Origin of the sequence: Microvirga roseola, from assembly GCF_020866965.1 — a bacterium.
Lineage (GTDB): Bacteria > Pseudomonadota > Alphaproteobacteria > Rhizobiales > Beijerinckiaceae > Microvirga > Microvirga roseola.
The window spans coordinates 221,870-247,012 of the sequence record NZ_JAJATX010000003.1 but is presented as its reverse complement, the minus strand read 5'-3'; the positions used below and the strand labels follow the sequence as shown (position 1 = coordinate 247,012).

Annotated in this window: 27 protein-coding genes and 1 tRNA gene; 13 read left to right on the top strand and 15 right to left on the bottom strand. The window is 67.4% G+C overall.

Annotated features, from left to right (window positions below; translation table 11 throughout):
• Nucleotides 1-40 precede the first annotated feature (40 nt).
• The 4 genes from LG661_RS03910 (at nucleotide 41) to leuB (ending at nucleotide 4,779) form a co-directional block, all read left to right on the top strand.
• Entirely contained in the window at nucleotides 41-1,228 is a 1,188-nt protein-coding gene (locus LG661_RS03910; protein WP_230530552.1) for a lytic murein transglycosylase, read from the top strand.
• A gap of 168 nt (nucleotides 1,229-1,396) precedes the next feature.
• On the top strand, nucleotides 1,397-2,137 hold the full coding sequence (locus LG661_RS03905; RefSeq protein ID WP_230530575.1) for a metallophosphoesterase family protein: 741 nt from the start codon (nucleotides 1,397-1,399) through the stop codon (nucleotides 2,135-2,137).
• On the top strand, nucleotides 2,138-3,547 hold the full coding sequence (locus LG661_RS03900; RefSeq protein ID WP_230530551.1) for a bifunctional serine/threonine-protein kinase/universal stress protein: 1,410 nt from the start codon (nucleotides 2,138-2,140) through the stop codon (nucleotides 3,545-3,547). It abuts the gene before it with no gap.
• A 125-nt stretch (nucleotides 3,548-3,672) separates the two neighbouring features.
• On the top strand, nucleotides 3,673-4,779 hold the full coding sequence (gene leuB, locus LG661_RS03895) for a 3-isopropylmalate dehydrogenase (RefSeq protein WP_230530550.1): 1,107 nt from the start codon (nucleotides 3,673-3,675) through the stop codon (nucleotides 4,777-4,779).
• A gap of 5 nt (nucleotides 4,780-4,784) precedes the next feature.
• On the opposite strand, the gene LG661_RS03890 is transcribed toward leuB, so the two are convergent.
• Nucleotides 4,785-5,129 (bottom strand): hypothetical protein, encoded by a 345-nt coding sequence (locus LG661_RS03890; RefSeq protein WP_230530549.1) that lies wholly within the window; start codon nucleotides 5,127-5,129, stop codon nucleotides 4,785-4,787.
• Nucleotides 5,130-5,406: 277 nt separating this feature from the next.
• Nucleotides 5,407-6,210 carry a hypothetical protein gene (locus LG661_RS03885; RefSeq protein WP_230530548.1) on the bottom strand — a complete coding sequence of 268 codons (804 nt, stop codon included), beginning with the start codon at nucleotides 6,208-6,210 and terminating at the stop codon, nucleotides 5,407-5,409.
• A gap of 379 nt (nucleotides 6,211-6,589) precedes the next feature.
• On the opposite strand from LG661_RS03885, the gene LG661_RS03880 reads away from it, so the two are divergent.
• On the top strand, nucleotides 6,590-7,621 hold the full coding sequence (locus LG661_RS03880; RefSeq protein ID WP_230530547.1) for an aspartate-semialdehyde dehydrogenase: 1,032 nt from the start codon (nucleotides 6,590-6,592) through the stop codon (nucleotides 7,619-7,621).
• Nucleotides 7,622-7,666: 45 nt separating this feature from the next.
• Here LG661_RS03880 and LG661_RS03875 read toward each other — a convergent pair whose 3' ends face one another.
• The 5 genes from LG661_RS03875 to LG661_RS03855 all read right to left on the bottom strand — a co-directional run bounded on the left by LG661_RS03875 (nucleotide 7,667) and on the right by LG661_RS03855 (nucleotide 11,639).
• Complete coding sequence (locus tag LG661_RS03875; protein ID WP_230530546.1) at nucleotides 7,667-8,347, bottom strand: carbonic anhydrase; 681 nt, start codon at nucleotides 8,345-8,347, stop codon at nucleotides 7,667-7,669.
• A gap of 183 nt (nucleotides 8,348-8,530) precedes the next feature.
• Nucleotides 8,531-8,842, bottom strand: coding sequence for a DUF190 domain-containing protein (locus LG661_RS03870; RefSeq protein WP_230530545.1), 312 nt, complete (start codon nucleotides 8,840-8,842; stop codon nucleotides 8,531-8,533).
• Between the two features lie 85 nt (nucleotides 8,843-8,927).
• Nucleotides 8,928-9,908 (bottom strand): sodium-dependent bicarbonate transport family permease, encoded by a 981-nt coding sequence (locus LG661_RS03865; protein WP_230530544.1) that lies wholly within the window; start codon nucleotides 9,906-9,908, stop codon nucleotides 8,928-8,930.
• 51 nt (nucleotides 9,909-9,959) lie between these two features.
• Nucleotides 9,960-10,898, bottom strand: coding sequence for a threonine/serine dehydratase (locus LG661_RS03860; RefSeq protein WP_230530543.1), 939 nt, complete (start codon nucleotides 10,896-10,898; stop codon nucleotides 9,960-9,962).
• 3 nt (nucleotides 10,899-10,901) lie between these two features.
• Complete coding sequence (locus tag LG661_RS03855) at nucleotides 10,902-11,639, bottom strand: DUF429 domain-containing protein (RefSeq protein ID WP_230530542.1); 738 nt, start codon at nucleotides 11,637-11,639, stop codon at nucleotides 10,902-10,904.
• Nucleotides 11,640-11,807: 168 nt separating this feature from the next.
• Here LG661_RS03855 and LG661_RS03850 point away from each other — a divergent pair, with 168 nt between their 5' ends.
• Nucleotides 11,808-12,689: an HpcH/HpaI aldolase/citrate lyase family protein gene (locus LG661_RS03850; protein ID WP_230530541.1), complete on the top strand. Its 882-nt coding sequence runs from the start codon at nucleotides 11,808-11,810 to the stop codon at nucleotides 12,687-12,689.
• A gap of 37 nt (nucleotides 12,690-12,726) precedes the next feature.
• Here the strand turns inward: LG661_RS03850 and LG661_RS03845 are convergent, their stop codons facing one another.
• Genes LG661_RS03845 through LG661_RS03830 form a run of 4 tightly spaced genes read right to left on the bottom strand, consistent with a single transcriptional unit; the run spans nucleotide 12,727 to nucleotide 15,124 of the window.
• On the bottom strand, nucleotides 12,727-12,933 hold the full coding sequence (locus tag LG661_RS03845; protein WP_230530540.1) for a Trm112 family protein: 207 nt from the start codon (nucleotides 12,931-12,933) through the stop codon (nucleotides 12,727-12,729).
• A 10-nt stretch (nucleotides 12,934-12,943) separates the two neighbouring features.
• Nucleotides 12,944-13,615 (bottom strand): LON peptidase substrate-binding domain-containing protein, encoded by a 672-nt coding sequence (locus LG661_RS03840; protein WP_230530539.1) that lies wholly within the window; start codon nucleotides 13,613-13,615, stop codon nucleotides 12,944-12,946.
• Nucleotides 13,616-13,641: 26 nt separating this feature from the next.
• The gene (trxA, locus tag LG661_RS03835; RefSeq protein ID WP_230530538.1) at nucleotides 13,642-14,547 is read right to left on the bottom strand and encodes a thioredoxin; all 906 of its coding nucleotides are present in this window, start codon (nucleotides 14,545-14,547) and stop codon (nucleotides 13,642-13,644) included.
• A gap of 37 nt (nucleotides 14,548-14,584) precedes the next feature.
• Nucleotides 14,585-15,124, bottom strand: coding sequence for a prolyl-tRNA synthetase associated domain-containing protein (locus LG661_RS03830; RefSeq protein ID WP_230530537.1), 540 nt, complete (start codon nucleotides 15,122-15,124; stop codon nucleotides 14,585-14,587).
• A 150-nt stretch (nucleotides 15,125-15,274) separates the two neighbouring features.
• Here LG661_RS03830 and LG661_RS03825 point away from each other — a divergent pair.
• From LG661_RS03825 to LG661_RS03815, 3 genes are all read left to right on the top strand, one after another.
• A tRNA-Gly gene (locus LG661_RS03825) sits at nucleotides 15,275-15,349 on the top strand.
• Between the two features lie 179 nt (nucleotides 15,350-15,528).
• On the top strand, nucleotides 15,529-17,922 hold the full coding sequence (locus LG661_RS03820; RefSeq protein WP_230530536.1) for a transketolase-like TK C-terminal-containing protein: 2,394 nt from the start codon (nucleotides 15,529-15,531) through the stop codon (nucleotides 17,920-17,922).
• A gap of 85 nt (nucleotides 17,923-18,007) precedes the next feature.
• Nucleotides 18,008-19,792 (top strand): ABC transporter ATP-binding protein, encoded by a 1,785-nt coding sequence (locus LG661_RS03815; protein ID WP_230530535.1) that lies wholly within the window; start codon nucleotides 18,008-18,010, stop codon nucleotides 19,790-19,792.
• Between the two features lie 146 nt (nucleotides 19,793-19,938).
• On the opposite strand, the gene LG661_RS03810 is transcribed toward LG661_RS03815, so the two are convergent.
• The 4 genes from LG661_RS03810 to LG661_RS03795 all read right to left on the bottom strand — a co-directional run bounded on the left by LG661_RS03810 (nucleotide 19,939) and on the right by LG661_RS03795 (nucleotide 22,158).
• On the bottom strand, nucleotides 19,939-20,661 hold the full coding sequence (locus LG661_RS03810; protein ID WP_230530534.1) for a fused DSP-PTPase phosphatase/NAD kinase-like protein: 723 nt from the start codon (nucleotides 20,659-20,661) through the stop codon (nucleotides 19,939-19,941).
• A gap of 126 nt (nucleotides 20,662-20,787) precedes the next feature.
• A complete protein-coding gene (locus LG661_RS03805; protein ID WP_230530533.1) occupies nucleotides 20,788-21,147 on the bottom strand; it encodes a DUF1428 domain-containing protein in 360 nt (119 codons plus the stop codon).
• A 93-nt stretch (nucleotides 21,148-21,240) separates the two neighbouring features.
• The gene (locus LG661_RS03800; protein ID WP_230530532.1) at nucleotides 21,241-21,663 is read right to left on the bottom strand and encodes a YciI family protein; all 423 of its coding nucleotides are present in this window, start codon (nucleotides 21,661-21,663) and stop codon (nucleotides 21,241-21,243) included.
• Nucleotides 21,664-21,726: 63 nt separating this feature from the next.
• Nucleotides 21,727-22,158, bottom strand: coding sequence for a VOC family protein (locus tag LG661_RS03795; RefSeq protein ID WP_230530531.1), 432 nt, complete (start codon nucleotides 22,156-22,158; stop codon nucleotides 21,727-21,729).
• Nucleotides 22,159-22,219: 61 nt separating this feature from the next.
• On the opposite strand from LG661_RS03795, the gene LG661_RS03790 reads away from it, so the two are divergent.
• The 4 genes from LG661_RS03790 to LG661_RS03775 all read left to right on the top strand — a co-directional run bounded on the left by LG661_RS03790 (nucleotide 22,220) and on the right by LG661_RS03775 (nucleotide 25,136).
• On the top strand, nucleotides 22,220-22,918 hold the full coding sequence (locus tag LG661_RS03790) for a winged helix-turn-helix transcriptional regulator (RefSeq protein ID WP_230530530.1): 699 nt from the start codon (nucleotides 22,220-22,222) through the stop codon (nucleotides 22,916-22,918).
• Nucleotides 22,919-23,136: 218 nt separating this feature from the next.
• On the top strand, nucleotides 23,137-23,418 hold the full coding sequence (locus LG661_RS03785) for an acyl carrier protein (RefSeq protein WP_230530529.1): 282 nt from the start codon (nucleotides 23,137-23,139) through the stop codon (nucleotides 23,416-23,418).
• A 135-nt stretch (nucleotides 23,419-23,553) separates the two neighbouring features.
• Nucleotides 23,554-24,015, top strand: a complete 462-nt coding sequence (locus LG661_RS03780) for a 3-hydroxyacyl-ACP dehydratase FabZ family protein (RefSeq protein WP_230530528.1) — start codon at nucleotides 23,554-23,556, stop codon at nucleotides 24,013-24,015.
• The gene (locus tag LG661_RS03775; protein WP_230530527.1) at nucleotides 24,015-25,136 is read left to right on the top strand and encodes a beta-ketoacyl-ACP synthase; all 1,122 of its coding nucleotides are present in this window, start codon (nucleotides 24,015-24,017) and stop codon (nucleotides 25,134-25,136) included. The genes LG661_RS03780 and LG661_RS03775 overlap by 1 nt, the downstream gene beginning before the upstream one ends.
• Nucleotides 25,137-25,143: the final 7 nt, after the last annotated feature.

Here is a 25,143-nt window from a genome sequence, read left to right as displayed (position 1 = left end):
GTTTCCATATATTAACCAAATTCCCCGCACACTGGGGGGCATGACCAGGATACTTGCCCCCACCCTTCTCGCTCTCCTCGGCCTCAGCCTGTCCATGCCGGCTCAGGCCCAGGATTTCCGCTCCTGCCTGTCCGGCCTTCGCAGCAAGGCCGCCGCCAAAGGCATCTCGGGACAGGCTTTCGACGTCGCGACCCGCGGCGTCGAGCCGGATCTGTCGATCCTCGACCTCATGAACAACCAGCCGGAGTTCAAGACGCCGATCTGGGACTATCTCGCCGCCCTCGTTGACGACGAGCGGGTGCAGGACGGCCGGACCGCCATGCAGCAATGGGGCCGGGCGCTCGCCGCGGCCGAGGCGCGCTTCGGCGTCGACCGGCACATGATCGCCGGCGTCTGGGGCGTGGAATCGAATTTCGGCAAGGATATCGGCGGGCGGCCGCTGATCCAGTCGCTCTCGACGCTCGCCTGCTACGGGCCGCGCCGCCGCGACTATTTCACCGGCGAGCTGATGGCGACCCTCAAGATCGTCCAGGACGGCGACATCGACCCGGCCGCCTTACGCGGCTCATGGGCCGGGGCCTTCGGCCATACCCAGTTCATGCCCTCCACCTTCCAGCGGCTCGCCGTCGACGGCGACGGCGACAAGCGCCGGGACATCATGGCCTCCGTGCCGGATGCGGTCCATTCCACCGCCAACTTCCTCAAAAAAGCCGGCTGGCAGAACAACCTGCCCTGGGGCTACGAGGTGCGCCTGCCGGAAAACTTCAACACGAAGCTCGCCGGCCGCAAGAACAAGAAGCCGCTCTCCACCTGGGCCGCCATGGGCGTGACGCGGATCGACGGGCGGCCGCTCTCGGGCAACTACCCGGCCGGCATTCTGATTCCGGCGGGCGTAAACGGCCCGGCCTTCGTGGTCACGAAGAACTTCGACGCGCTCTATTCCTACAACGCCGCCGAGTCCTACGGCCTCGCCATCGCCATTCTCGGCGACCGGCTGAAGGGCCAGCCCGGCATCCGCGCCGCCTGGCCCACCGACGATCCGCCGCTCTCGCGCGCCCAAAGGCGTGAGCTCCAGAGCCTTCTCCTCGCCCGCGGCTACGACATCGGCGAGGTCGACGGCAAGATCGGCTCCAAGACCCGCGAGGCGATCAAGGACGTGGAGCGCCGCATCGGCCTCGAACCGCGAGGCCGTCCGGGCGGCAAGGTGCTGCAAGCGCTGCGGGGCTAGAGCATTTTTCGGCGAAGTGGATCCGGTTCGCCGTCAAAAAATGCGGCAAACAAAAGAAGAGAGCCGATTCCATGCGAATGGAATCGGCTCTAGGAACATCGCGCACCGCACGCTGCCTCCCATTGGCTAGCTTGCGGCGCGGACGGGTTTGGGTCTCTCATGCGGCCCATGCTCATCGCCATCCTCACCGATATCCACGGCAACCGCGAGGCTTTGTCAGCCTGCCTCGCCCATGCCCGCACGCACGGGGTCGACCGCTTCGTTTTCCTCGGCGACTATGTTGGCTACGGGGCCGATCCGGCCTGCGTGGTGGAGACGGTTGCGGAACTCGTGGAGGAGGGGGCCGTCGCCCTCCTCGGCAACCATGACGCCGCCATCGAGGATTCCGACGAGGACATGAACAGCGTCGCCCGCGAGGCGATCCGCTGGACGCGCGCGCAGCTCGGGCCCGACCACCGCGCCTTTCTCGCCGGGCTTCCCCTCGTCCACGAGGAGGGGAGCGTTCTCTATGTCCACGCCAACGGCTACGCTCCGGCCAACTGGGACTATATGTTCGGGCCGAACGAGGCCCTGCGGCACTTTTCGCGCGTGGACGCGCAGATCACCTTCTGCGGCCATGTCCATGTGCCCATGCTCTACAACATGAGCCCGACCGCAAAAATAGTCTCCTTCGCGCCGCTCGCCGACAACGACATTCCGCTTCTTCCCAGCCGCCGCTGGCTAGCGGTGGTCGGCGCCGTGGGACAGCCGCGCGACGGCGTTCCGGCCGCGAACTACGCGATCTTCGATTCCGCGCAGCAGAACCTGCGCTACCTGCGCGTGCCCTACGATGCGGCGGCGGCGGCGCGGAAGGTGCGGGAGGCGGGGCTGCCCGAAAAGCTCGCCCAGCGGCTCGAACAGGGGCGGTAGATGCGCGCCTCCTTTCGACCCGGGACGGTGATCGACGGTTTCGAGCTTCTGGAGCCTCTCGGCCTGGGCGGCACCGCCGATCTCTGGACCGTGCGCCGCGAGGGCGATCCGACGCCGCTCGTGATGAAGATCCCGCTTCTCCACGACAGCGACGATCCCCTGCCCATCGTCTCCTTCGAGACCGAGCAGATGATCATGCCGCGCCTGTCCGGCCCGCACGTGTCGCGCTTCATCGCGACCGGCAACATCGAGACGCAGCCCTACATCGTCATGGAGAAAATCCCGGGCGTGTCGCTGAAGGCGCGCCTGCCCGATGTGCCGCTCCCCTGGCAGGAGGTGGTCGCCATCGGCGTCAAGGTCGCCAGTGCCCTGCACGACCTCCACCGCCAGCGGGTCGTGCATCTCGACGTGAAGCCGAGCAACGTCATGTTCCGGGAGACCGGGGAGGCAGTGCTCATCGATTTCGGCTTCTCCCGCCACGAGCTTCTGCCCGACCTTCTCGACGAGGAGTTCCGCGAGCCCTTCGGCACCACGCCCTACATGGCCCCGGAGCAGGTGCTGCAGGACCGCTGCGATCCGCGCAGCGATCTTTTTGCGCTCGGCGTGATGCTGTACTTCTTCGTTGCGGGCGTGCGCCCCTTCGGCACGCCGAAAGGCGGCCAGATTCGCCGCCGCCTCTGGCGCGATCCCGTCCCGCCGCGGGCGAAGAACCCGGACTGCCCGCCCTGGCTGCAGGAGATCATCCTGCGCTGCTTGGAGGTCGACCCGAAGGAGCGCTACGCGACCGCGGCGCAGCTCGCCCTCGATCTCGAGCATCCGGATCAGGTCCAGCTCACGGAGCGGGCCGAGCGGCTCGAGCGCGACAGCGGGATGAAGACGTTCCGGCGCTGGCTGAAGGCGCGCAACGCCAGGCCGCTGGAAAGCCCCAACATCGCAGGCCAGCTCTCCCGCGCGCCGATCATCCTGGCCGCCATCGATCTCTCCCCCGGGAGCGAGGATCTCGGCGAGGCCCAGCGGGTCCTGGTCCGGCGCATCCTTAACATTGAGAGCGAGGCGCGCATCGCCTGCGTCAATGTTCTCAAGCTCTCGCGCATCGCCATCGACATCCTGGAGGACGAGAACGGCCAGAGCCTCCATGTGCAGCGCCTCGTCCAGCTCCGGCACTGGGGCGCATCCCTCGATATTCCCAAGGAGCGCATGACCTACAGCGTGCTGGAAGCGCCCGATCCCGCCGCCGCCCTCATCGATTATGCCCGCCACAACAACGTGGACCACATCGTCGTCGGCGCGCGGGCCTCGTCGGCCTTCCGGCGCTATCTCGGCAGCGTCTCGTCCCGGATCGTGGCCGAGGCGCCCTGCTCGGTCACGGTGGTCAGGTCCCTCAAGGACCGCCGCGCGGCGGGCGCGTGAGCCCGTTCGCCTAACGGAGAAGGCTGCTGGCGCTTGCAAAAGGCATCGTCCCGCGCCTAAACCCTCCTCAAGGCGCGGCTCGTTCCGGCGCTTCCCCTGCAAGAACCACCACGAAGGATCTTCCCATGGCAACGCATAAGCTTCTCCTTCTCCCCGGCGACGGAATCGGCCCGGAGGTCATGCGTGAGGTGGAGAAGATCGTCGGCTGGTTCCGCAAGCGCGGCGTCGGCTTCGAGACCGAGACGGACCTCGTCGGCGGCTCCGCCTATGACGCCCACGGCGCGGCGATCTCGGAAGCCGCCATGGATCGCGCTCAGGAGGCCGATGCGGTGCTCTTCGGCGCGGTCGGCGGCCCCAAGTGGGAGAGCGTCCCTTACGCCGTGCGCCCCGAAGCGGGCCTGCTGCGCCTGCGCAAGGATCTCGGCCTCTTCGCCAATCTTCGTCCCGCGATCTGCTACCCGGCCCTGGCCGACGCCTCCTCGCTCAAGCGCGACGTGGTGGAGGGCCTCGACATCATGATCGTGCGCGAGCTCACCGGCGGCGTCTATTTCGGCGAGCCCAAGGAGATCGTGACCCTGGAGGACGGCTCCCAGCGCGCGGTCGACACGCAGCTCTATCACACGCATGAGGTGGAGCGGATCGCCCGCGTCGCCTTCGACCTCGCGAAGAAGCGCCGCAACAAGGTCTCCTCGGCCGAAAAGTTCAACGTGATGAAGACCGGCGTGTTCTGGCGCCAGGTCGTCACGCGCATCCACAAGGCGGAGTTCTCCGACGTGGAGCTCGAGCACGTGCTCGCCGACAACTGCGCCATGCAGCTTGTGCGCTGGCCGAAGCAGTTCGACGTGATCGTCACCGACAATCTCTTCGGCGACATTCTCTCCGACATCGCGGCCATGCTCACCGGCTCGCTCGGCATGCTGCCGTCCGCCTCGCTCGGGGCGGAGGACCCGAAGACCGGCAAGCGCAAGGCGCTCTACGAGCCCGTCCACGGCTCCGCGCCGGACATCGCCGGCAAGGGGCTTGCCAACCCTATCGCCATGATCGGCTCCTTCGGCATGTCCCTGCGCTATTCCTTCGGCCTGCTCGACGAAGCGGACCGGCTCGACAAGGCCATCGCCAACGTGCTCGCCTCCGGCACGCGCACGAAGGACATTGCGGCTCCCGGCGCGAACGCCGTCGGCACGCAGGATGTGGGCGACGCCATCGTCAAGGAGCTGGAAAAGCTCGCCTGATCGCCTTACTGGGGCACGCCTGTCGGCAGGTTCGGGCCGATCGGGCCGAAGGGATTGGCCGCGCCCACCCACGGACCCGGGCCGCCGGCAGGATCGGGCAGCAAGCCCTCGCCATAGAGGTCGCGCGCGCTCCACCAGGCCGTCGGCCGGTCGACGAAGGTCTGGCGGTAGGACATGGTGACCGTGCTGCCGCCGATCGATCCGGGCGGCACCACGTTGCCGGGATCGAGGAAGCTGCGGGGCGTGACCCGGAAGGTGAGGGGGCGTTCCTGGGCCTGAGCATCCGCTACGGGCGAAAAGGCCATGCCCGCAGTCAGGACGCCCAAGCCGATAAGAGCGAAGCGGCGCATCTGACACATCTCCATCATGGGCGCGCGGCCGGGAATGGCTGCGGCCTCCACACGCGAGAACCTGTCAGGTCAAGACGCCTCTTCCGCAAAAGGTTCCCCATGCAGAAAGCCGCCGGAGGGCACGGAACAGTGAGCCGGATCCTAGAGCATCGTGCGGAACCGGAGGTCCGCATCAGCGAAAAGTGGATCCGGTTTTCGCACTCAACGATGCTCTTGTCATAAGAGAATGCATCGGATGGGATCCCGAAAGTGCAAGTCCACTTTTGGGTCCGATGCCTCAAGGGCGCCGCGGCGCTCTGGGGCCTACCGAGGAGGTGCGCGCGACGGGGCTGCAGGCCTCGATCCGGCTGCGCTCGGCGCGGGCTAAGACGGCCTTGAGGGACGGGGTGGAGCCGCCGGCGAGGGCGATCCCGTCGATGAAACAGGCGAGCCCCATATCCTCGGACATGGCCCCGGAGCCGGCTCCGGAACTGCACAGCCAGCCCTGGAAGCCGAAGCCCGTCTCACCTTGTGAGAAGCGGAAGGCCTGGCATTCCTGCTCGACCGTTCCGGCAAGGGTCACGGCCGCCGCCTCCACGGGGCCGAACTTCGTCGGGACCATCCGGCTCTGAGCGTTGCGGGTGACCGACAGGCCCGCCGACGCGGCCCGGCGCACGAGATCGACGAAAAAGCTGCGCTCCGGCTCGACGGAGCCCTGGGCGAGGATGATGCGGGCGTGCCGCCCCTCCCCGAAGGCGCCGAGGATGAGGGTGTCCTCCCGCGCGCCGCTCGTATGCTGGCGCGCTTCGGCCGTCACGGGGCTTGCGCTCCGCTCCAGGGCATAGGTGCCCGGGGAGGGGGAGACCGGCTTCCATGCCGGGTCGGGGGCGATCAGGACGGAGGGCGGGACGGGGCGCGAATCCGCCGCCTGTTCCTGCTGCTGCCGCTGCTGCGCGATATAGACGAGGCCTGCGATGCTCAGAGACGACAGCACGAGAATGCGCAGCCAGGGCAGGCGCCTGCGCCCGCGGCGCAGGGAACGCTCGTCCAAGTCGTCGAACGCGTCGTCCTCGTCCCAATCGGCAAAACCGGCCTTCGGCATTCTCTCCGCCCGCAGTCAATCCACGGGATTGTTCTAGCGTAGCATTGGATGCCGTTCGAAAGCTTTCGTTGAGCAAAGTAAATCGAAGCTTAATGCGCCGGAGGAGCGTTTAAGACTTATGACGATCAAGACAGCGCTTGACGAAAGCGGCGCTTTGGTGTGTTGCTGAGCGCGACGGGCCCGCTCCGGGCCCGGTGGACGATGGCGATGGCGCTGCTCACCTTCACGACGAGCAAAACGAAAACTGCCACGACGGCCGTGAAAACGACGGCCGCTTAAGCCTCGTCGTCCCCGGTCCTCTCTCCCGTCGGGGCGAGAGGCGACACCCCAAAAGGGTTTTCAGGAGTTATCCGGGGAGAGCGACAACAGGAGAAGTCCGATGGGTTACAAGGTCGCCGTGGTCGGCGCGACGGGCAATGTGGGCCGCGAGATGCTGGGCATCCTCGCAGAGCGGGCCTTTCCGGCCGATGAGGTGGTGGCGCTGGCCTCGCGCCGCAGCCAGGGCACGGAAGTGTCCTACGGCGACAAGACCCTGAAGACGAAAGCGCTCGACACCTACGATTTCTCCGACGTCGACCTGTGCCTCATGTCCGCGGGCGGCGAGGTCTCGAAGGAATGGTCGCCGAAGATCGCGGCCCAAGGCGCGGTGGTGATCGATAATTCCTCCGCCTGGCGCTACGACGCGGACGTGCCGCTGGTCGTGCCGGAGGTCAATGCCGAAGCGCTCCGCAACGTCAAGAAGGGCATCATCGCGAACCCGAACTGCTCGACGGCCCAGCTCGTCGTGGCGCTGAAGCCGCTCCACGACCGCGCCACGATCAAGCGCGTCGTCGTCGCCACCTACCAGTCGGTTTCCGGCGCGGGCAAGGACGGCATGGACGAGCTCGACCGCCAGACCAAGGCGCTCTACTCGCTTCAGGACGTGCAGGAGAAGAAGTTCCCCAAGCGCATCGCCTTCAACCTGATCCCCCACATCGACGTGTTCATGGAGGACGGGTACACGAAGGAAGAGTGGAAGATGATGGCCGAGACGAAGAAGATTCTCGACCCCAAGATCAAGCTCACCGCCACCTGCGTGCGCGTGCCGGTCTTCATCAGCCACTCGGAAGCCGTGAACGTGGAATTCGAGAAGCCGATCACGGCGGACGAGGCGCGCGACATCCTGCGCTCCGCACCCGGCCTGATGGTGGTCGATAAGCGCGAGCCCGGCGGCTACATCACCCCGCACGAGGCGGCCGGCGAGGACGCGACCTACATCTCCCGCATCCGCGAGGACATCACGGTCGAGAACGGCCTCTCCTTCTGGTGCGTCTCCGACAACCTGCGCAAGGGCGCGGCGCTCAACGCGGTCCAGATCGCGGAATCCATGATCAATCGCGGCCTGCTCAAGTCGAAGAAGCAGGCGGCTTAATCGTCCGCTAATAACTGAAAGGCCGCCTCCGGGCGGCCTTTGCGTTTAAAGCGGTCCCGCATCCCGTGCGGAGAACATCGAGACCCGTGCGGGCACGTCATCTACGGCCGGCTTGAAGTCTCCGGTTTCCGGGTCGCGCACCAGCAGCACGCCGGTCAGGACGCCAAAGTAAGCGCCGTGGAGCTGGAGCTTGCCGCGCTCCACCAGGAGGCGCACGCAGGGGAAGGTCATCAGGTTCTTCAGGCTGTTCTCGATGGCGGCGAGTTCGAGCCGCGGCAGGTACTCGTCGAGATTGCCGTCATGAGGCCCGAGCCGCTCGCCCGCGGGCTTGATCAGGTTCATCCAGCGGCCGATGAAGTCGCCCGGCGAGAGAGGGGCGGTCTCGTCGGCGAAGGCGCGCACGCCGCCGCAGCGGGCATGGCCCAGCACCACGATGTGCTTTACCTTCAGCGCCTGCACGGCGAATTCGAGCGCCGCCGAGGTGCCATGGTAATCGCCGCCCGTCTCGTAGGGCGGCACCAGGTTCGCCACGTTGCGGACCACGAATAACTCGCCCGGGCTCGCATCGAAGATCACCTCCGGCGAGACGCGGCTGTCGCAACAGCCGATCACCATGATCTCGGGCGACTGGCCCTTCTCGGCCAGGGCCTCGAAGCGGGTCTTCTCACGCGGAAACCGCTCGTCGAGAAAGGCGCGATAGCCCTCGGTCAGGCGTTGTGGAAACATGCGGTCGCTCCTTGCCGGTGCATGGGGCAGCCCCTGCGGGCTGCTGGATCGGGGAGGGCTTATAAGCCGCCGGGGCGAGGGCCTCAATGGCCGGCCGCGCGGGATAGAGCGGTCGGCATCGGGACGGGATCGCAGACGGCTTATCGCCAATTCCGACGGAAAGCCGGCTCTCAGTGTTCGGCTCTAGAAATGCTCCGAGCGGATCACCTGCACGTCGGAGACGGCGACGATGCCGATCTGGCGTGCGACGACCGCATAGACCTCATCGAGAACCGGGTCGAGGCGCGCCGGGTCCGTGATGCAGATCACCATCACCATGCGGCCCGCATCCCCCGCGAGGCCCTCGCTCGACCAGGCGCCGTCATGGCCGCGCCCGGCCAGGGCTGGGATGACCGTGTATCCCGTCACCTGAGCCCGGTCGAGGCGGTCCAGCAGGCGCTTGAGAGCGGGATATTCGACGACGATCTCGACGCGTTTCTTCAGATGGGTCTGCATGGCGAGCGGCTCCTCCCGTTGCTTTCTCTTATGATGAGAGCATCGTTGAGTGCGGAAAACCGGATCCACTTTTCCGCACGATGCTCTAGCCCGCCGCCAGCCCGGCGAGCGCTAGATAGAGCGGGATGCCCAGGGACAGGTTGAAGGGGAACGTCACCCCGAGCGACAGGGTGAGATAGATCGCTGGCCTCGCCTCCGGAAGGGCAAGGCGCATGGCCGCCGGCACGGCGATGTAGGAGGCGGAGGCCGCAAGCGTGATGAACAAAGCCGCTCCGCCCGGCGAGAGGCCGAGCGGCCAGATGGCGAGCGTCGCGAGCGCCGCGCTGATGAGCGGCATGACGATGCCGAAGCCCAGCACGGGCGGGGAGAGGTGGCGCGCGCCCTCCCGCATGCCGCGCCCGGCGACGAGTCCCATGTCGAGCAGGAACAGGCAGAGCACGCCGCGGAACGGGTCGACGATGAAGGGTGCGATCGTCGCGAGCCCCTTCGCGCCCGTCGCCCAGCCGATGAGGAAGGATCCCACGAGCATGACCACCGAGCCGTTGAGGCCGACCTCATGCAGCAGCGGTCCCAGGCCCTCGCGTCCGGGCTTGGCCTTCTGGCCGCTGCGGGCGAGGAGCAGAGCGGACAGGATCGCGGGCGTCTCCATCACCGCCGCGACGGCGACGATGTATCCCTCGAACGGCAGTCCCTGCCCCCGCACGATCTCCGTCGCCGCGATGAAGGTGACGATGGAGATCGATCCGTAATGCGCCGCCACCGCCGCGGCATCGACGGTGGAGAGGCGCGAGAACGCGCGCAGAAGTGCAAAGCCGATGACCGGAATGAGAAAGGACAGGACGATCCCGACGCCCATCACGCCGATCATCTGAAGGGTGACGCCGCCTGCCGCCACCTCCGCGCCGCCTTTGAAGCCGATGGCGAGCATGAGGTAGAGCGCCAGCGTCTTCGCCACCGCCTCCGGGACCGTCAGATCCGAGCGCGCGAGGGCCGCCGCGAGCCCCAGCGCGAAGAAGAGGACCATCGGCGAGAGGAGGTTCTGGGCTGCAAGTTCGAAAAGGTTCACGGAACGGACCCGGTGCAGGTGAAAGGGGGCGCGGCGGAGGACGGGGCTCCGTCAGGGCACGAGTTCGGCGAGCCGCTTCAGCTCGACATTGGCTCCGCACAGGAGCACGCCGACCCGCTCGCCGGCGCGAGGCCTGTAGGCGCCGGAGATCAGCGCAGCGAGCGCCGCCGCGCCGCCGGGCTCGGAGGCGATGCGGTACTCGCGCCAGAGAAGCCCCTGCGCATCGCGGATCGCCTCGTCCTTCACGAGGGCCACATGATCGACCGTCTGGCGGCACATGGAATAGACGAGATCGCCGGTATTCTTCGCGCCGAGGGAATCCGCAGCGACGGAATCGACATCCACGTCCACCGGCCCTCCGGCGGCAAGCGCCGCGTGGAGCGCCCGCGAGCCTTCCGGCTCCACGCCCACCACCTTCACCCGGCCCGCCCACCAGCTCGCGACGCCGCTGATGAGGCCGCCGCCGCCGACCGCGACGAGAACCGTTTCGAGGGCGGGGGCGTCCTGCTCCCATTCGAGACCCGCCGTGCCCTGGCCCGCGATGGTGCTCTCGGCCGCGAAGGGGTGGATGCGCAGCGCCCCCGTCTCGGCCACGTAACGGTCGCAGGCTTCCTGCGCGTCCGCATAGCGCGCGCCGCCGATCACCACCTCCGCTCCGTGCGAGCGGATGACGGCGATCTTGGCGGGGCTGGAGATTTCGGGAACGAAGATGCGGGCCTTCACGCCGAGCTGCTTCGCCGCATAGGCCACCGCCGCGCCGTGATTGCCGCCAGAGGCCGCAGCGACTCCGGCCTCGGTCACGGGCTGCGACAGGAGCGTGTTGAAGGCGCCGCGGGTCTTGAACGAGCCCGCGTGCTGCAGGAATTCCAGCTTCAGGCTCACCGGCCCGTCATGGCCGAAAGCCCCGGCCTGGTTCAGGACCGGCGTGCGGCGGATATGGGGGGCGATGCGGGCATGGGCTGCTTCGATATCGGCGCGGGCGATGGTCATGGGTTACCTGCGGAGCGTCCAGATGGCGACGGGAAGGCCGTGGGAGTCCCGGCCCGGCGGGTCGGGAAATGGCTGTCCCCCACCTCTCGCGATATCGAGCGCGACGGTCAAGCCCGCGAGCGCATCGAGAAGGTCGTCCGCGGCGGCCCCCGGCGGCGGGGCGGCGTGGATGATTGTCTCCGGCAGGAACCCGGATCGCGCGAGAAGCCTCCGGCGCAGGGCCAGACCCGGAGGATAGGGCGTGCCCTTCACCTTCTTCGGCTCGTCGAGCGCCCACCTTCCGTTGAGCGCCCAGAAGGCGAGCTCCGGGTGGACCTCGTGGATGCGGGACAGAAGATCGGGACGGGAGCGCAGCAGCGCGTCGATCTCCCGGATCTTGGGAAAGATGGCGAAGCCCTGGCGCGAGACCTTCTTCGGGGGATCGGAGGTGGCGAGCGCGATGGCGCAGGCTTCCCCGTAATCCGCAGTGAAGACGGCCCGGCGCGAGGGAATGGCGAAGACCGAGGATTGCCGCTGGCCGAGGAGCGGGCGGATCAGCCGTTCCGGCTCCCGGCCGGACCCCTGCGTGGCGTCGGGCAGTCCGATGGGCATGTCGACGGCCACGATCCCGGGCTCGTCCGGCCCGTCGAGAATGTCGGCCAGCGACGGCGCGGTCACGATGCGGACGGATTGCGGATCGCCCGCGCGCATCAGCGCCGCGATCCACCCCGCCCGGCACCCATCGATCCCTGCGACCCACATTCCCAGCCTCCTCCATGTCATCCCCGGCGGCCGCTTTGCGGCCGGGAAGGGGATCCATATTCCGGGAGCCCGTATCCGGATTCCCTTCCCTCGCTTCGCTCGCCGGGAATGACATTGCTCTGCCACCGGATGCCCGATTACAACTCACAGGCCGCACGAGGAAAGACCATGACCGCCATCCGCCCGCGCCGCAGCGCTCTCTACATGCCGGCCTCCAATATCCGCGCCCTGGAGAAGGCGAAGACCCTGCCTGCGGATGCCGTGATCTTCGACCTGGAGGATGCGGTCGCGCCCGACATGAAGGAAAGCGCCCGCGAGCAGGCCTGCGCGGCGGTTGCGGGCGGCGGCTACGGCCCGCGGGAGGTGGTGATCCGCATCAACGCCCTCGACACCCCCTGGGGCGAGGCGGATCTGGCCGCCGTTGCGGCTGCCGGGCCGGATGCGGTTCTCGTCCCGAAAGTCTCGTCGGTGGAGACGCTCGCGGCGGTGGGCCTGCGCCTCAGGCGGCTCGGCGTGGCGGAGCGGATGCAGGTCTGGGCGATGATCGAGACGCCGCTGGCGATCCTCGAGGCGCGGAGCATCGCCAGCGCCGCCCACGACGTGGACACGCGGCTCGCCTGTTTCGTCATGGGCACGAACGATCTGGCGAAAGACACCCGCACCCGGCTTGCGCCCGGACGCGCGGCGATGCTGCCCTGGCTCATGACGGCGCTCGCCGCCGCACGGGCCTCCGGCATCGACATTCTGGACGGCGTCCATAACGGCATCGATGATGCGGCGGGGTTCCGCGAGGAATGCGAGCAGGGCCGCGATTGCGGCTTCGACGGCAAGACCCTGATCCATCCGAACCAGATCGCCGCGGCGAACGAGATCTTCGCGCCGTCGGCGGAAGAGGTCGCGCGCGCGCGCGCCATCATCGCGGCCTTCGAGCGGCCGGAGAATGCGGGAAAGGGCGTCATCAGCCTGGACGGGCGCATGGTGGAGCGGCTTCACGCCGAGATGGCGAAGCGGGTCGTGGCGCTGGCGGAGGCGATCGCACAGCGGAGGTGACGCCGGAACTCCCTCCCCGGCAGGGAGGGAGGAAGTCTCAATCCGTGATCTGCCGCGCTTCTTCCGGCAGCATGATCGGGATGCCGTCGCGGATCGGGTAGGCGAGCTTGGCGCGGCGGCTGATGAGCTCCTGGCGCGCAGCGTCGTAATCGAGCGATTCCTTCGTCAGGGGACAGACGAGGAGTTCGAGCAGCTTGGGGTCGGCCCGGGTGGCCTCGACCGGCTGAGATGTATCCTGGGTCATCGGATCAATCCTATTGCAAAGTCGAATCGGAGCCCTCGCCGCCACGGGCGAGTTCGATTTCCGTCAAAGCGATGAGAACCTCTGCGCGCGTCTTGAGGTCGGGTGCTTCGAGCAGGGCCTGCTTCTCGCGCACGCCGAAGGGGCTCATCATGCACAGGGCGTTGACGAGAGCCTCGTTGGGGGCCTCCTCGATGCCGCGCCAATCGACTTTCACATGCGCCGCATCGACGAAATCGCGCAGGGCCTTCACGACGCCCGCCCGGTTAACTTCCTGCTCGCCGGCGCGCGCGGTGAAGTCGACGGTGAAGGGCTCGAAATTCACGCGGCACCGGCGGTAGAGCGTCGTCTGGGGCAACTCCTCCTCGATGCGGAAGCGCGAAACGCCGACGAGGGTGATGAGGTAGCGCCCGTCGCCGGTCTCGGCGAGCTGGGTGATGCGGCCCGCGCAGCCCACATGGTAGAGCTTCGGCGTCGTCGAGGTAGCATTGCTCTCCGCATCCGGCTGCACCATGCCGATGATGCGCTCACCCTTCAGGGCGTCGTCCACCAAGGCGAGGTAACGCGGCTCGAAGATGTTGAGCGGCATCTGGCCGCGGGGCAGGAGGAGCGCTCCGGGAAGGGGAAAGACGGGGATGACCGATGGGCAATCTTCCGGCCCCCGGTATACCGCGTTCATTCCCATGCCGATCTCCCCGTTGGCCGGCTGCGTCAGGCAAACAGGATCGAGGAGAGTCTCCGCCGACCTGCGAGAGTCATCTCGTCCGTCGGGCCCCAGGCCTCGAAGAACTGAACGAGCTGCTTGCGCGCGCCGTCATCGTTCCAATTGCGGTCCCGCCGGACGATTTCAAGGAGGTGGTAGACAGCTTCTTCGCGCCGTCCGCGCGCGTTGAGCGCAAGCGCCAGATCGAAGCGCGCCTGGTGATCGGCGGGATCGGCCTCCACCTTGCGCTGAAGCTCGGTCGTGTCGCCGAGTGAGGCGGCCTGCTCGGCGAGCTCGATCGCCGCGCGGGCGCCGGCAACCGCCGGATCGTTCGCCTTGTCCGCCGGCGCCATGGCGAGGAAGCGCTTCGCGCCTTCGAGATCGCCCAGCTCCACGTGAAGCTTCACGATGGCCGCCAGCGCCGCCACGTTCTCAGGATCCTGGGACAGGACTGCAACATAAAGCTCCGCCGCACCGGCCGCATCGCCCGCCGCCGCCAGGCGGTCGGCCTCGGCCAGAACCTCCTCCACGGCGCTGGGCCCGAGCGGCCCGACGAGGCGCTCGATGAAGGTCTTGATCTGGCTTTCCGGCAGCGCGCCCATGAAGCCGTCCACCGGCTGGCCGCGCTGGAAGGCGAAGACGGCGGGAATCGATTGCACGCCGAGCTGGCCCGCGATCTGCGGGTGCTCGTCGATGTTCATCTTCACCAGCTTCACCTTGCCGCCGGCGGCGCGCACGGCCTTTTCCAGCACCGGGGTGAGCTGTTTGCAGGGACCGCACCAGGGGGCCCAGAAATCGACCAGCACGGGCTGGTTCATCGATTCGGCCAGAACGTCCTGGCGGAACGTGGCCGTGGTGGTGTCCTTCACGAGATCATCGGAGGGAGTTCCGGGGATAGGATTGTCGGAGAGCATGCGATCCTCGCAGGAAATCGTGGTGGGAAGCTGCTCCCTAGATGGGAGCTTGGGAGCCCTGTGACAATTCCGCCGGGGGCTCGGGCAGGCGCAGGATGAGCGGTTCGTGTCCTGTGGCCTTGAGGAACGTCAGAAGACCCTCCCGGGAAACGCCCGTGGTCATGGAATTCACGAGGGGATGAAAGTTCACCCGCTCGTGCTCCATCAGGTTGGCGTCGAGGATCATCGTGACCCGGCCCTCGGCGTCGTTCGCAACGGCGAAAGGCGTCACCGAGCCCGGCTCCACGCCCAAAAGCTCCCGCAGCTGCTCCGCCGAGCCGAAGGAGAGGCGGCCCGACGCGCCGATGGCCTCGTGGGTGCGCTTGAGGTCGATGGGAGTCTCGTCCTTGGCGGTAATGAGGAAGAAGCGCCCCTTCTTGTCCTTCACGAAGAGGTTCTTGGAATGGGCGCCCGGGATCCGCGCCTTGACGGGGCGCGATTCGGCAACCGTGAAGACGGGCTCGTGCTCGACGGTCTCGGCGGGGATGCCGAGGGTGGCGAGGCGATCCAGGAGCTCTTGCGGGGAGAGATGGGCCAAGGCTGAACGGACTCCGGTGATGCCCGGCTTCTACCGAGCCTGCCCGGAAGGCTCAAGCGTTCCGCAAAAACTTCTTCGAAAACCCCTTGCAAAGTGAATCGTTTTGGGGCAAATCAGCGGCCTCGCAAAGATGCCTCGGCATCGCGGAGCGCGGGTGTAGCTCAGGGGTAGAGCACAACCTTGCCAAGGTTGGGGTCGAGGGTTCGAATCCCTTCGCCCGCTCCAATTTCCAGAACCCACTGGATCTACAAAAACCGCCTTAGGGCGGTTTTTTGTTGCCCGGATGCGCAGCCAGCCGCTTCCTGCTAAGAGTCCTCCTCACGACGAACCGATGCGACCCCGCCCCTGGCCTCGCCGGCACGGGAGGGCGGTCTGGAAGCGCCGCATCACCCGGGAGGACCCATATGGCCGACGCGCAGCACCTTGAATTTCTGAAGGAACTCGAGCGCAAGGTGCTCTGGCTCTCGACCTGGACCATCCACAACGCCAATCACCTGCGTCCCAACGAGGACGGCATGAAGGTCGGCGGGCATCAGGCCTCCTCGGCCTCGCTCTCGACGATCCTGACCGCGCTCTATTTCTCGGCGCTGCGCCCGGAGGACCGGGTGGCGGTGAAGCCCCATGCGAGCCCGATCTTCCACGCGATCCAGTACCTCTTCGGCAACCAGACCCGGGAGAAGCTGGAGAATTTCCGCGGCTACAAGGGCGCGCAATCCTATCCCTCCCGCACCAAGGACGGGGATGACGTGGATTTCTCCACCGGCTCCGTGGGCCTCGGCGTCGCGCAGACGCTCTTTGCGAGCCTCGTGCAGGACTACGTGAAGGCCCATGGCTGGGCCAAGGATATTCCTGAAGGCCGCATGATCTCGCTCGTGGGCGACGCGGAGATGGACGAGGGCAACATCTTCGAGGCGCTGCTGGAGGGCTGGAAGCACGGCATCCGCAACACGTGGTGGATCATCGACTACAACCGCCAGAGCCTGGACGCGGTGATCCGCGAGGGCCTGTGGCAGCGCTTCGAGGCCCTTTTCCGCAATTTCGGCTGGGAGGTGGTGATCCTCAAGCACGGCTCGCTGATGCAGGAGGCTTTCAAGGAGCCCGGCGGCGAGCGCCTGAGGGACTGGATCGATTCCTGCCCCAACCAGCTCTATTCCGCGCTCACCTTCCAGGGCGGGGCCGCCTGGCGCAAGCGCCTGCTGGACGACCTCGGCGACCAGGGGCCGGTCACGCGCCTCATCGAGAAGCGCTCGGACGAGGAACTGGCGCGGCTCATGTCCAATCTCGGCGGGCACGATCTCCCGAGCCTGCTCGACGCCTTCGAGAAGGCGCGGCAGCACGACCGGCCGGTCTGCTTCCTCGCCTACACCATCAAGGGCTTCGGCCTGCCGCTCGCGGGGCACAAGGACAACCATTCGGGCCTGCTCACGCCGTCCCAGATGGAGGCCTGGCGCGCCGCTCAGAACGTGCGCCCCGGCCATGAATGGGACAAGTTCGAGGGGCTCAACGTCCCGCAGGCGGGAATCGAAAAGTTCCTGAAGGCCGTGCCCTTCGTCCAGAAGGGCACCCGCCGCCATGCGGCTCCGAAGGTGCCGGTGCCGGACAAGCTGACCTTCCCGGCCAATCCCTCCATGTCGACCCAGCAGGGCTTCGGCCTCATCCTCAACGAGCTCGCGCGCTCCGACCAGCCTCTCGCCGAGCGCGTCGTCACCACCGCGCCGGACGTGACGGTCTCGACCAATCTCGGGGCCTGGGTGAACCGTCGCGGTCTGTTCGCTCGCGAGAGCCTCGTGGATACTTTCAAGAAGGAGCGGATTCCCTCGACCTACAACTGGGAATTCTCGCCGGAGGGCCAGCATATCGAGCTCGGCATCGCCGAGATGAACCTGTTCATCGTGCTCTCGGCGCTGGGCCTTTCGCATTCGCTGTTCGGGGAGCGGATCCTGCCGATCGGCACCCTCTACGACCCGTTCATCTATCGCGGCGCGGATGCGCTGAACTATGCCTGCTATCAGGACGCCCGCTTCATGATCGTCGCCACGCCCTCGGGCGTGACGCTGGCGCCCGAGGGCGGCGCGCACCAGTCCATCGGCACGCCGCTCGTCGGCATGGCGCAGGACGGGCTCGCCTCCTTCGAGCCCGCCTTCGTGGACGAGCTTTCCGTCATCATGCGCTGGGCCTTCGACTACATGCAGCGCGAGGGGGGCGAGCCCGACGAGAGGACGTGGCTGCGCGACGAGACCGGCGGCTCGGTCTACCTGCGCCTGTCCACCCGCACCCTGGAGCAGCCACGCCGCGAGATGACGCCGGATCTGGCCGACGACATCATGGCGGGGGCGTACTGGCTCAGAAAGCCCGGTCCCAACGCCCAGGTCGTCGTCGCCTATACGGGCGCGGTCGCGCCGGAAGCCATCGAGGCGGTGGGCCTCATGGCCGAGGACCGGCGCGACATCGGCCTGCTGGCCATCACCTCCGCCGACCGGCTCAATGCCGGCTGGACGGCGGCGCAGCGCGCCCGCGAACGCGGCCTCGTCCATGCGCGAAGCCATGTGGAGCGGCTTCTCGCCGAGGTGCCGCCCCATTGCGGGCTCGTGACCGTGATCGACGGGCATCCGGCGACGCTGGCCTGGATGGGCTCGGTCATGGGCCACCGCACGCGCTCGCTGGGCGTCGAGCATTTCGGCCAGACCGGCACGGTCAAGGACCTCTACCGCCATTTCGGCATCGACGCTCAAGGCATCATCGCCGCCGCGGAGATGATCGCGCCGGGCCGTCCGATCCGGCATCTGAAGGCCGTCTGAGGCGGCTGCGGCAGAGGGGAATTTGCCGCCTGCGGGGCTCGCGTGCTAACCGCGGGCCCACGATCACAAGAGTTCCAGCAGCGTCATGGCCCGCAAAAGCCTCCTCCGGGGCGACACCCTTCCCCTGATCCGCCGCCTGTGGCGGGACTGGATGCGTCCCCATGTGAAGACGCTGGCGGTGGTGGTGGTGCTCATCGCCATCGTCGCGGGCGCGACCTCGCTCTACACCTACCTCATCAAGATCGCCTTCGACGCCTTCGCCACGAAGGACGAGACCGTCCTCCGGCTCGGGCCCGCCGTCGTGGTGGCGGTGACCTTCGTGCGCGGCTTCTCGCTGCTGGCCCTGACCGTGCTGACCAACAGGGTCGTCACGAAGATCGAGGCGGACATGCAGACCGCCCTCTACGGCCGCATGATCGAGGCGGATCTCGCCCAGATCGGGCGTGAAAGCCCGGCGGCGCTGACGCAGCGCTTCACCACGGATTTCCTCTTCATCCGCGAGGCGCTCACCCGCCTCTCGACGGTCTTCCTGCGCGAGATCGCCACCATCGTCGCCCTGGTCGTGGCCATGCTCTGGATCGACCCGGTCCTGACGCTGGTGGCCGGCATCGTCGCCCCGATCATCGCCTATCCCATCGACAGGATCGGCCGGAAGCTGCGCCGCGTGGCGATCTGCACACAGGAGCAGGCGGGCCAGATGGCGAGTCTCATCGCCGAGAGTCTCGCCGGCACGCGGATCGCCAAGACCTACCGGCTGGAGGGCTATCTCAAGGGCAAGGCGGCCAGGACCTTCGACGAGGTCCGCCGTCTCAAGATGAAGGCGGCGAATGCCCGCGGGCGGCTCGATCCGCTGCTCGAGGTCGGCGGCGGGCTTGCCGTCGCGGCGGTGCTGCTGCTGATCGGGCAGCGGATCCTCTCGGGCGAAAGCACCGTTGGCGACTTCATCGCCTTCGTCACCGCGCTCATCATGGCCGCCCAGCCGATCCGCGCGCTCGGCAATTTCAACGCCATCGTCCAGGAGGCGGCAGCCGCCCTCCAGCGCACCTTCGCCGTGATGGACGAGGAGCCTGACATCCGCGACAGGCCCGGCGCCAGGCCGCTCGCGCTCGCGGGCGGCGAGATCCGTTTCTCTGCCTTGAGCTTCTCCTATGGCGGCGAGGCGACGGCCCTCCACCGCGTCGACCTGACGGCCGAGGGCGGACGCACCACGGCGCTCGTCGGCCGGTCGGGCTCGGGCAAGTCGACGCTCCTCTCCCTCGTGCCGCGCCTCTACGACGTCACGGACGGAGCCGTCCTGATCGACGGGCAGGACATCCGCGACGTGACGCTGGAGAGCCTGCGTTCCGCCATCGCGGTGGTCAGCCAGGACGTGGTGCTCTTCGACGACACGGTGCGCGCGAATATCGCCTTCGGTCGCGCGAACGCATCGCACGAAGACATCGTGGAGGCGGCGAAGGCCGCCGCGGCGCATGATTTCATCATGAAGCTCCCCGATGGCTACGACACGGTGGTGGGCCCTGCCGGCGGACGCCTCTCGGGCGGCGAGCGCCAGCGCGTGTCGCTGGCCCGTGCCTTCCTGAAGAATGCGCCGATCCTGCTGCTTGACGAGGCGACGAGCGCGCTCGATTCCGAATCCGAGCGCCTGGTGCAGGACGCCATCCGCAGGCTCATGAAAGGCCGCACGACGCTGGTCATCGCGCACCGGCTTTCGACCGTGCGCGACGCGGACAACATCGTGGTGATGGAGCAGGGGCGCGTGGTGGAGACGGGCTCGCACGACGTGCTGATCGCCATGGGCGGTTCCTACGCCCGCCTGCACCGTCTGCAACTGTCGGACGACAGCGAGCCGCGCCTGGCGGCGTCCTCCTGAATCAGGAAGTAATCCCGCAGCCTCATCCTGAGGAGCGTAGCGTCTCGAAGGACGAGGCGTCTCCGGTGCGCTCTGGATCATCCTTCGAGACGCCGCTTTGCGGCTCCTCAGGATGAGGGGAGGGTAGGCCGGCGTGAGGGCGAAGCCTATTCCCGCCGCATGATCCGGTCGACGAGGATGTTGGACCAGAAGCCGGGGCGGAAGCTGCGCTCCAGGGCTTCCGGATCGTAGTGCGTCTCGACCCAGGTCAGGAACGGAATGCCCTTGGCCTCGCCCTCCTTACGGTAGAGGTCGAAGAAGGCGTCGAGAATGCCGGTCTTGGAGAAGCGGAAATGGCCGTAGCGGACATGGAGCTGCCGCTGCGCCTCGTCCACGCTCCGGCCCTCATGGACGAGAAGGTAGAGCGCCGCGACGAAGCCCGCGCGATCCGCGCCCGACTTGCAGTGCAGGACCGCCGGATAGGCGAGGGTGTCGAAGAATTCCTTGGCCCTCAGCAGGGTTTCCCGGTCCGGCGCGCCGCGGGAGCGCACGATGAATTCGGTGAGCGTGATGCCGAGACGGCCGCAGATCTCCTTCTGGAGCTGCCAGGAGCCGTGCTCGCGTCCGCCGCGCAGGTTGATGATGGTGCGCACGCCCTCGGCCTTCAGCCGCGCGATCTGGTGCGGCGCGGGCTGGGCGGAGCGCCAGAGACGGTCCGAGACCCGGTGCTTGTTGAGATAGATGAGCCGGAACACCCCGTGATCGACGAGGAGCATGTTGGCCCAGGCGCGCAGGCGTCCCGCGCCGCCTTCGACGGGCTTGTCCCAGCGGGCGATGCGGGCCATGCGCCGGGCATAGCGGACTTCAGGCTTGAGGAACCTGTTGATCACGTCGACTCGGTGACTCTCGAATGTGACGAAAAAGGCCCGAGCTTTCGGCCCGGGACCGGGGCCCTTATGGGCGATGGGTGCCGATTAATCAATCGGCCCGGACCTGAGGCGATTGCCGCAGTCCGGCTAGCGGTCCTCTCCCGTATCGAGCAGCACCTCGAACCCGCCATAGATCAGGCGCTTGCTGTCGAAGGGCATGTCGGGCTCGGCGAGCCTCGGGTCGTTCATGACCTTCGGGGTCGCTTCGTCGCGCACTTCCTTCGAGGGCCAGACGATCCAGGAGAACACCACGTTCTCCCCGGCCTCGGCCTTCACCGCGCCCTTGAAATCCGTGACCTTGCCGTCGGGCAGGTCGTCGCCCCAGCACTCCACGATGCGCAGCGCGCCGTATTCCTTGAAGATCGGCGCCGCTTTTGCGGCCACCGCGCGGTAGGCCTCCCGATTGCCGTCGGGGACGGGGATCACGAAACCGTCGATATAGCTCATCGTTTCCTCCTTTGTCTTGGATGGGCGCCGACACGGTGCCTTCAGGCCCGCTTCTCGCGATGGCGGCGAGCTGGATCGGCAGCCGACGGGGTTTCAGCGGCCGGACACTCTTTCGCGGATCCGGTCTTCCTGTGCGACAAGTTCCGGCGTGAGAGCCTCGCCGAAGTCGGCTGTCTCATAGAGCGGGCGGATCTCGATCTCGCTGGGTCCCGGCATTGGGTTGGAGCAGCGCTTCACCCATGCGAGCGCCTCGGCCATGTCCCTGACCTCCCAGAGCCAGAAGCCGGCGACGAGCTCGCGGGTCTCGGCAAAGGGCCCGTCGATCACGGTGCGGCTCGGGCCGTCGAAGGCCACGCGCTTGCCCTGGGACGACGGCTTCAGGCCTTCGCCGGCGAGCAGGATTCCCGCTTCGGCCAGTTCCTCGTTGAACTTTCCCATGGCCTCGAAGGCCTCGGTCGAGGGCATGAGGCCCGCTTCGCTGTCCTTTGTCGCTTTCACCAGAACCATGACACGCATCGTCTTCTCCCTGTGTTCGACACAGGCCCGTCGGCCTGCCGATTTCTGCTTGGCGGCCGGCCGTCAGGCCGTCGCCATGTCCCCCATGGCTTCCTTCGCGGCCGCCATGTCCATCCACATCACCTCCCAGATGTGCCCGTCCGGATCCTCGAAGCTGCGCCCGTACATGAAGCCGTAATCCTGCTTCGGGCCGGGATCGATCTGCCCGCCCGCAGCGCCGGCCTTGGCGATGGTGCCGTCCACCTCTTCGCGGCTGTCGGCGGAAAGGCAGATCAGCACCTCCGAGGTCTTGGTCGCATCCGCGATGGCCTTGGGCGTGAACTGGCGGAACTTGTCGTGGGTCAGGAGCATGGCGTGAATGGTCTCGGAAAAGACCATGCAGGCGGCGGTGTGGTCGGTGAACTGCTCGTTCTTGACCGCGCCCAGGGCCTCGTAGAAGGCGATGGACTTCTCAAAGTCGCCGACGGGCAGGTTCACGAAGATCAGCTTGGACATTGGTTCTTCCTCCGGTGTGTCGGTTTGACATTGATTCCCGAGAAAGTTATAAAAAGCAACTATGAAGTTAGAAAAAATAACTAACACTTCCGAGGCGCGGCGGCGCCATTACGAGGACGCCTGCGCCGCAGCCCATGCCCTCGACCTCGTGGGGGAGCGCTGGGCGCTCCTCGTCATGCGTGAGCTGATGCTCGGCCCGAAGCGGTTCAGCGACCTGCGCGAGAGCCTTCCCGGCATCAGCGCCAATGTGCTCACCCAGCGCCTCGAAGGGCTCGAGGCCGCGGGGGCGCTCGTGCGGCGAAAGCTCCCGCCGCCCGTCTCGGCCCAAGTGTACGAACTGACGGAATGGGGTTACGAGAGCGAGCCGATCTTCCAGGCGCTGGGCCGCTGGGCGGCGCGCTCGCCCCGGCACGACCCCACTCTGCCCTTCAGCGCCGCGTCGTTCTGCCTTTCTCTGCGGACGATGCTGGACCCGAAGCGCGCCGAGGGGCTCGACGCCCGGATCGGCTTCCGCCTGGGCGATGAGACCTTCCTCGCCCGTCTCGCGGAAGGGCGGATCGAGATCGCGCGCGCCCCGCTGGAGGGGGCGGACCTGGTCTTCGCCGGGACGCCGCCCATACTGGCGGGGGCGATCTATGGCGGCCAGCCGCTCGACGCCCTGGAGCGGGCGGGCGCGCTCACGGTGGAGGGCGAGCGCGCCCTGGCCGAGCGCTTCGTGACCCTGTTTCCGCTCCCGCCCAAGGCCGAACGGAGCGCGTGACCGGTCCCGAGGCGTCGCGCCGCCTTCCTTTGCCCCGTGTGCTCCGGAGCACACGGGGCAAAGGAAGGCGCGGCAAGGGCGTTGCCGCTTGGCGGTCCGTCGTGTAAGGGGAGCGTTCTAATACAACCCCTCCTTGACGAAAGAGCGGCTGAAAACCCGGGCTTCGTGGCCTGGCGGCAATGCATCGTCGAGACCAAGCACTTCAGGAGAGCGGCGTCATGTCGTCTACCTTCAAGACCGTCGCCGGCATCATTTCAGAGACCGCCGACATCCCGCGCGAGCAGATCACGCCCGAGAGCCATGCCATCGACGATCTCGGCATCGACTCCCTGGCCTTCCTCGACATCGCCTTTGCGATCGACAAGGCCTTCGGCATCAAGCTGCCCCTGGAGCAGTGGACGCAGGAAGTGAACGAGGGCAAGGCGCCGGCCGAGGAGTACTTCGTGCTCAAGAATCTCGTCGCCCGCATCGACGCCCTGGTCGCCGCCAAGCAGGCCTAACCCAACGACAAGACGACGCACCCCGGCGGCCCGGACCTGACAGGCCGGCTCGGAGAGGCAATCCATCGCGAACCCCGCCTCATGGATTTCCTTCCCCGTTCCACCCGCCGGGAGCGACAGGGTCACGGAATCCGGATGCGCCTCGAATATTTTGAAATGATCGACCAGGTGACGAGCCTCGACCGCGATGCGAAGCGGATCGAGGCCCGCTCCACCGTGCCGATGGAAAGCCCCGTCTTCGAGGGGCATTTCCCGGGCCATCCCCTCGTGCCGGGCGTGCTCCTGACCGAGACCATGGCGCAGGCCTCCGGCTATCTCGTGCTGGGCCTGACGGACTTCTCCCACATGCCGTTCCTCATGGGCGTCGACAAGGCGCGCTTCCGCACCTTCGTGCCCCCTGGTACGGTCCTCACCGTCACCGCGACGCTGGAGCATGAGGGCTCGGGCTATGCGGTGACCAAGGCGAAGATCATGACGGAGGGCAAGCCGGTCTGCGATGCGGAGCTGCGCTTCCGGATCATGCCCTTCCCGGATGGGATGGACAGCCTGATGCGCGCCCAGGGCAAGCGCATCGGCCTCTTGGGGGAGACAGCCTGATGCGCGACGTGGTCATTACGGGAGTGGGTCTCGTCTCCTCGGCGGGCGAGGGGCTCGAGGCGCATCTTGCGGCGCTGTCGGGCGGCGCTCCGCGCACGGATGCCGAGACCTTCGCGCCCCATCCGGTCCATCCGGTCGCGCCGCTGGAATGGGACCGCCAGATCGCGAAGAAATCCGACCAGCGGCAGATGGAAGCCTGGCAGAAGCTCGGCTGCTATGCGGCGGGCCTCGCCCTCGACGCGGCGAAGGCCAAGGACGACGCGGCGCTCAAGGGCCGCATGCAGCTCATCGTGGCGGCAGGCGGCGGCGAGCGCGACTACGCGGTCGACGGCCAGATCCTCACCGGACTGCGCCAGGCGGAAAATCCGGGCGTCTTCCTCAACGAGCGCCTGATGGGCGATCTGCGCCCGACGCTCTTTCTTGCGCAGCTCTCGAACCTTCTCGCCGGCAACATCTCCATCGTCCACGGCGTCACGGGAGCCTCGCGCACCTTCATGGGCGAGGAATCGAGCGGCGTGGACGCGCTGCGCATCGCCCGCGAGCGCATCGCCTCGGGGCAGGACGACATCTTCCTCGTCGGCGGAGCCTACAATGCCGAGCGGCCCGACGTGCTGCTCATCTACGAAATGGGCGGCTTCCTCTGGAAGAAGCCTTATGCCCCGGTCCGCGAGCGCCCCGCCGATGGCGGCGGCATGATTCTCGGCTCCGGCGCGTGCTTCCTGGTGCTCGAATCCCGCGAGCATGCGGAGGCCCGGGGCGTGAAGCCGCTGGCCTCCATCGCCGGCGTCGCCTCCGACCGCAGCCGCCGTAAGCCCGGCAGCGTCGAGCAGGCGCTTCATGGCCTGTCCGCGCAGCTCGGCGGAAAGCCCGATGCGGTGATCTCCGGCGCGACCGGCGTGAAGGGCATCACGGAGGAGGAGCTGGCGGCGCTGAAGGACATCGCCCCCGGCGCGGCCGTCCATGCGACCGGCGATCTCGTCGGCCACACCATGGAGGCCCAGGCCCCGACGGGCGTGGCGCTCGCGGCGGGCCTGATCTCCGAAGGAAAGGCCGCCGAGGCGCTCGTCACCTCCGTCGGACATTGGCGCGGCGAAGGCGCCGTGCGCCTCGTGAAAGCTTGAGGAGAGA

What these genes read in the sequence shown, in the direction of transcription:
- LG661_RS03910 (WP_230530552.1), top strand. Translation starts at nt 41, where the DNA reads ATGACCAGGATACTTGCCCCCACCCTTCTCGCTCTCCTCGGCCTCAGC.
- LG661_RS03905 (WP_230530575.1), top strand. Translation starts at nt 1,397, where the DNA reads ATGCTCATCGCCATCCTCACCGATATCCACGGCAACCGCGAGGCTTTG.
- LG661_RS03900 (WP_230530551.1), top strand. Translation starts at nt 2,138, where the DNA reads ATGCGCGCCTCCTTTCGACCCGGGACGGTGATCGACGGTTTCGAGCTT.
- leuB (WP_230530550.1), top strand. Translation starts at nt 3,673, where the DNA reads ATGGCAACGCATAAGCTTCTCCTTCTCCCCGGCGACGGAATCGGCCCG.
- LG661_RS03890 (WP_230530549.1), bottom strand. Translation starts at nt 5,129, where the DNA reads ATGCGCCGCTTCGCTCTTATCGGCTTGGGCGTCCTGACTGCGGGCATG.
- LG661_RS03885 (WP_230530548.1), bottom strand. Translation starts at nt 6,210, where the DNA reads ATGCCGAAGGCCGGTTTTGCCGATTGGGACGAGGACGACGCGTTCGAC.
- LG661_RS03880 (WP_230530547.1), top strand. Translation starts at nt 6,590, where the DNA reads ATGGGTTACAAGGTCGCCGTGGTCGGCGCGACGGGCAATGTGGGCCGC.
- LG661_RS03875 (WP_230530546.1), bottom strand. Translation starts at nt 8,347, where the DNA reads ATGTTTCCACAACGCCTGACCGAGGGCTATCGCGCCTTTCTCGACGAG.
- LG661_RS03870 (WP_230530545.1), bottom strand. Translation starts at nt 8,842, where the DNA reads ATGCAGACCCATCTGAAGAAACGCGTCGAGATCGTCGTCGAATATCCC.
- LG661_RS03860 (WP_230530543.1), bottom strand. Translation starts at nt 10,898, where the DNA reads ATGACCATCGCCCGCGCCGATATCGAAGCAGCCCATGCCCGCATCGCC.
- LG661_RS03855 (WP_230530542.1), bottom strand. Translation starts at nt 11,639, where the DNA reads ATGTGGGTCGCAGGGATCGATGGGTGCCGGGCGGGGTGGATCGCGGCG.
- LG661_RS03850 (WP_230530541.1), top strand. Translation starts at nt 11,808, where the DNA reads ATGACCGCCATCCGCCCGCGCCGCAGCGCTCTCTACATGCCGGCCTCC.
- LG661_RS03845 (WP_230530540.1), bottom strand. Translation starts at nt 12,933, where the DNA reads ATGACCCAGGATACATCTCAGCCGGTCGAGGCCACCCGGGCCGACCCC.
- LG661_RS03840 (WP_230530539.1), bottom strand. Translation starts at nt 13,615, where the DNA reads ATGGGAATGAACGCGGTATACCGGGGGCCGGAAGATTGCCCATCGGTC.
- trxA (WP_230530538.1), bottom strand. Translation starts at nt 14,547, where the DNA reads ATGCTCTCCGACAATCCTATCCCCGGAACTCCCTCCGATGATCTCGTG.
- LG661_RS03820 (WP_230530536.1), top strand. Translation starts at nt 15,529, where the DNA reads ATGGCCGACGCGCAGCACCTTGAATTTCTGAAGGAACTCGAGCGCAAG.
- LG661_RS03815 (WP_230530535.1), top strand. Translation starts at nt 18,008, where the DNA reads ATGGCCCGCAAAAGCCTCCTCCGGGGCGACACCCTTCCCCTGATCCGC.
- LG661_RS03805 (WP_230530533.1), bottom strand. Translation starts at nt 21,147, where the DNA reads ATGAGCTATATCGACGGTTTCGTGATCCCCGTCCCCGACGGCAATCGG.
- LG661_RS03800 (WP_230530532.1), bottom strand. Translation starts at nt 21,663, where the DNA reads ATGCGTGTCATGGTTCTGGTGAAAGCGACAAAGGACAGCGAAGCGGGC.
- LG661_RS03795 (WP_230530531.1), bottom strand. Translation starts at nt 22,158, where the DNA reads ATGTCCAAGCTGATCTTCGTGAACCTGCCCGTCGGCGACTTTGAGAAG.
- LG661_RS03790 (WP_230530530.1), top strand. Translation starts at nt 22,220, where the DNA reads ATGAAGTTAGAAAAAATAACTAACACTTCCGAGGCGCGGCGGCGCCAT.
- LG661_RS03785 (WP_230530529.1), top strand. Translation starts at nt 23,137, where the DNA reads ATGTCGTCTACCTTCAAGACCGTCGCCGGCATCATTTCAGAGACCGCC.
- LG661_RS03780 (WP_230530528.1), top strand. Translation starts at nt 23,554, where the DNA reads ATGCGCCTCGAATATTTTGAAATGATCGACCAGGTGACGAGCCTCGAC.
- LG661_RS03775 (WP_230530527.1), top strand. Translation starts at nt 24,015, where the DNA reads ATGCGCGACGTGGTCATTACGGGAGTGGGTCTCGTCTCCTCGGCGGGC.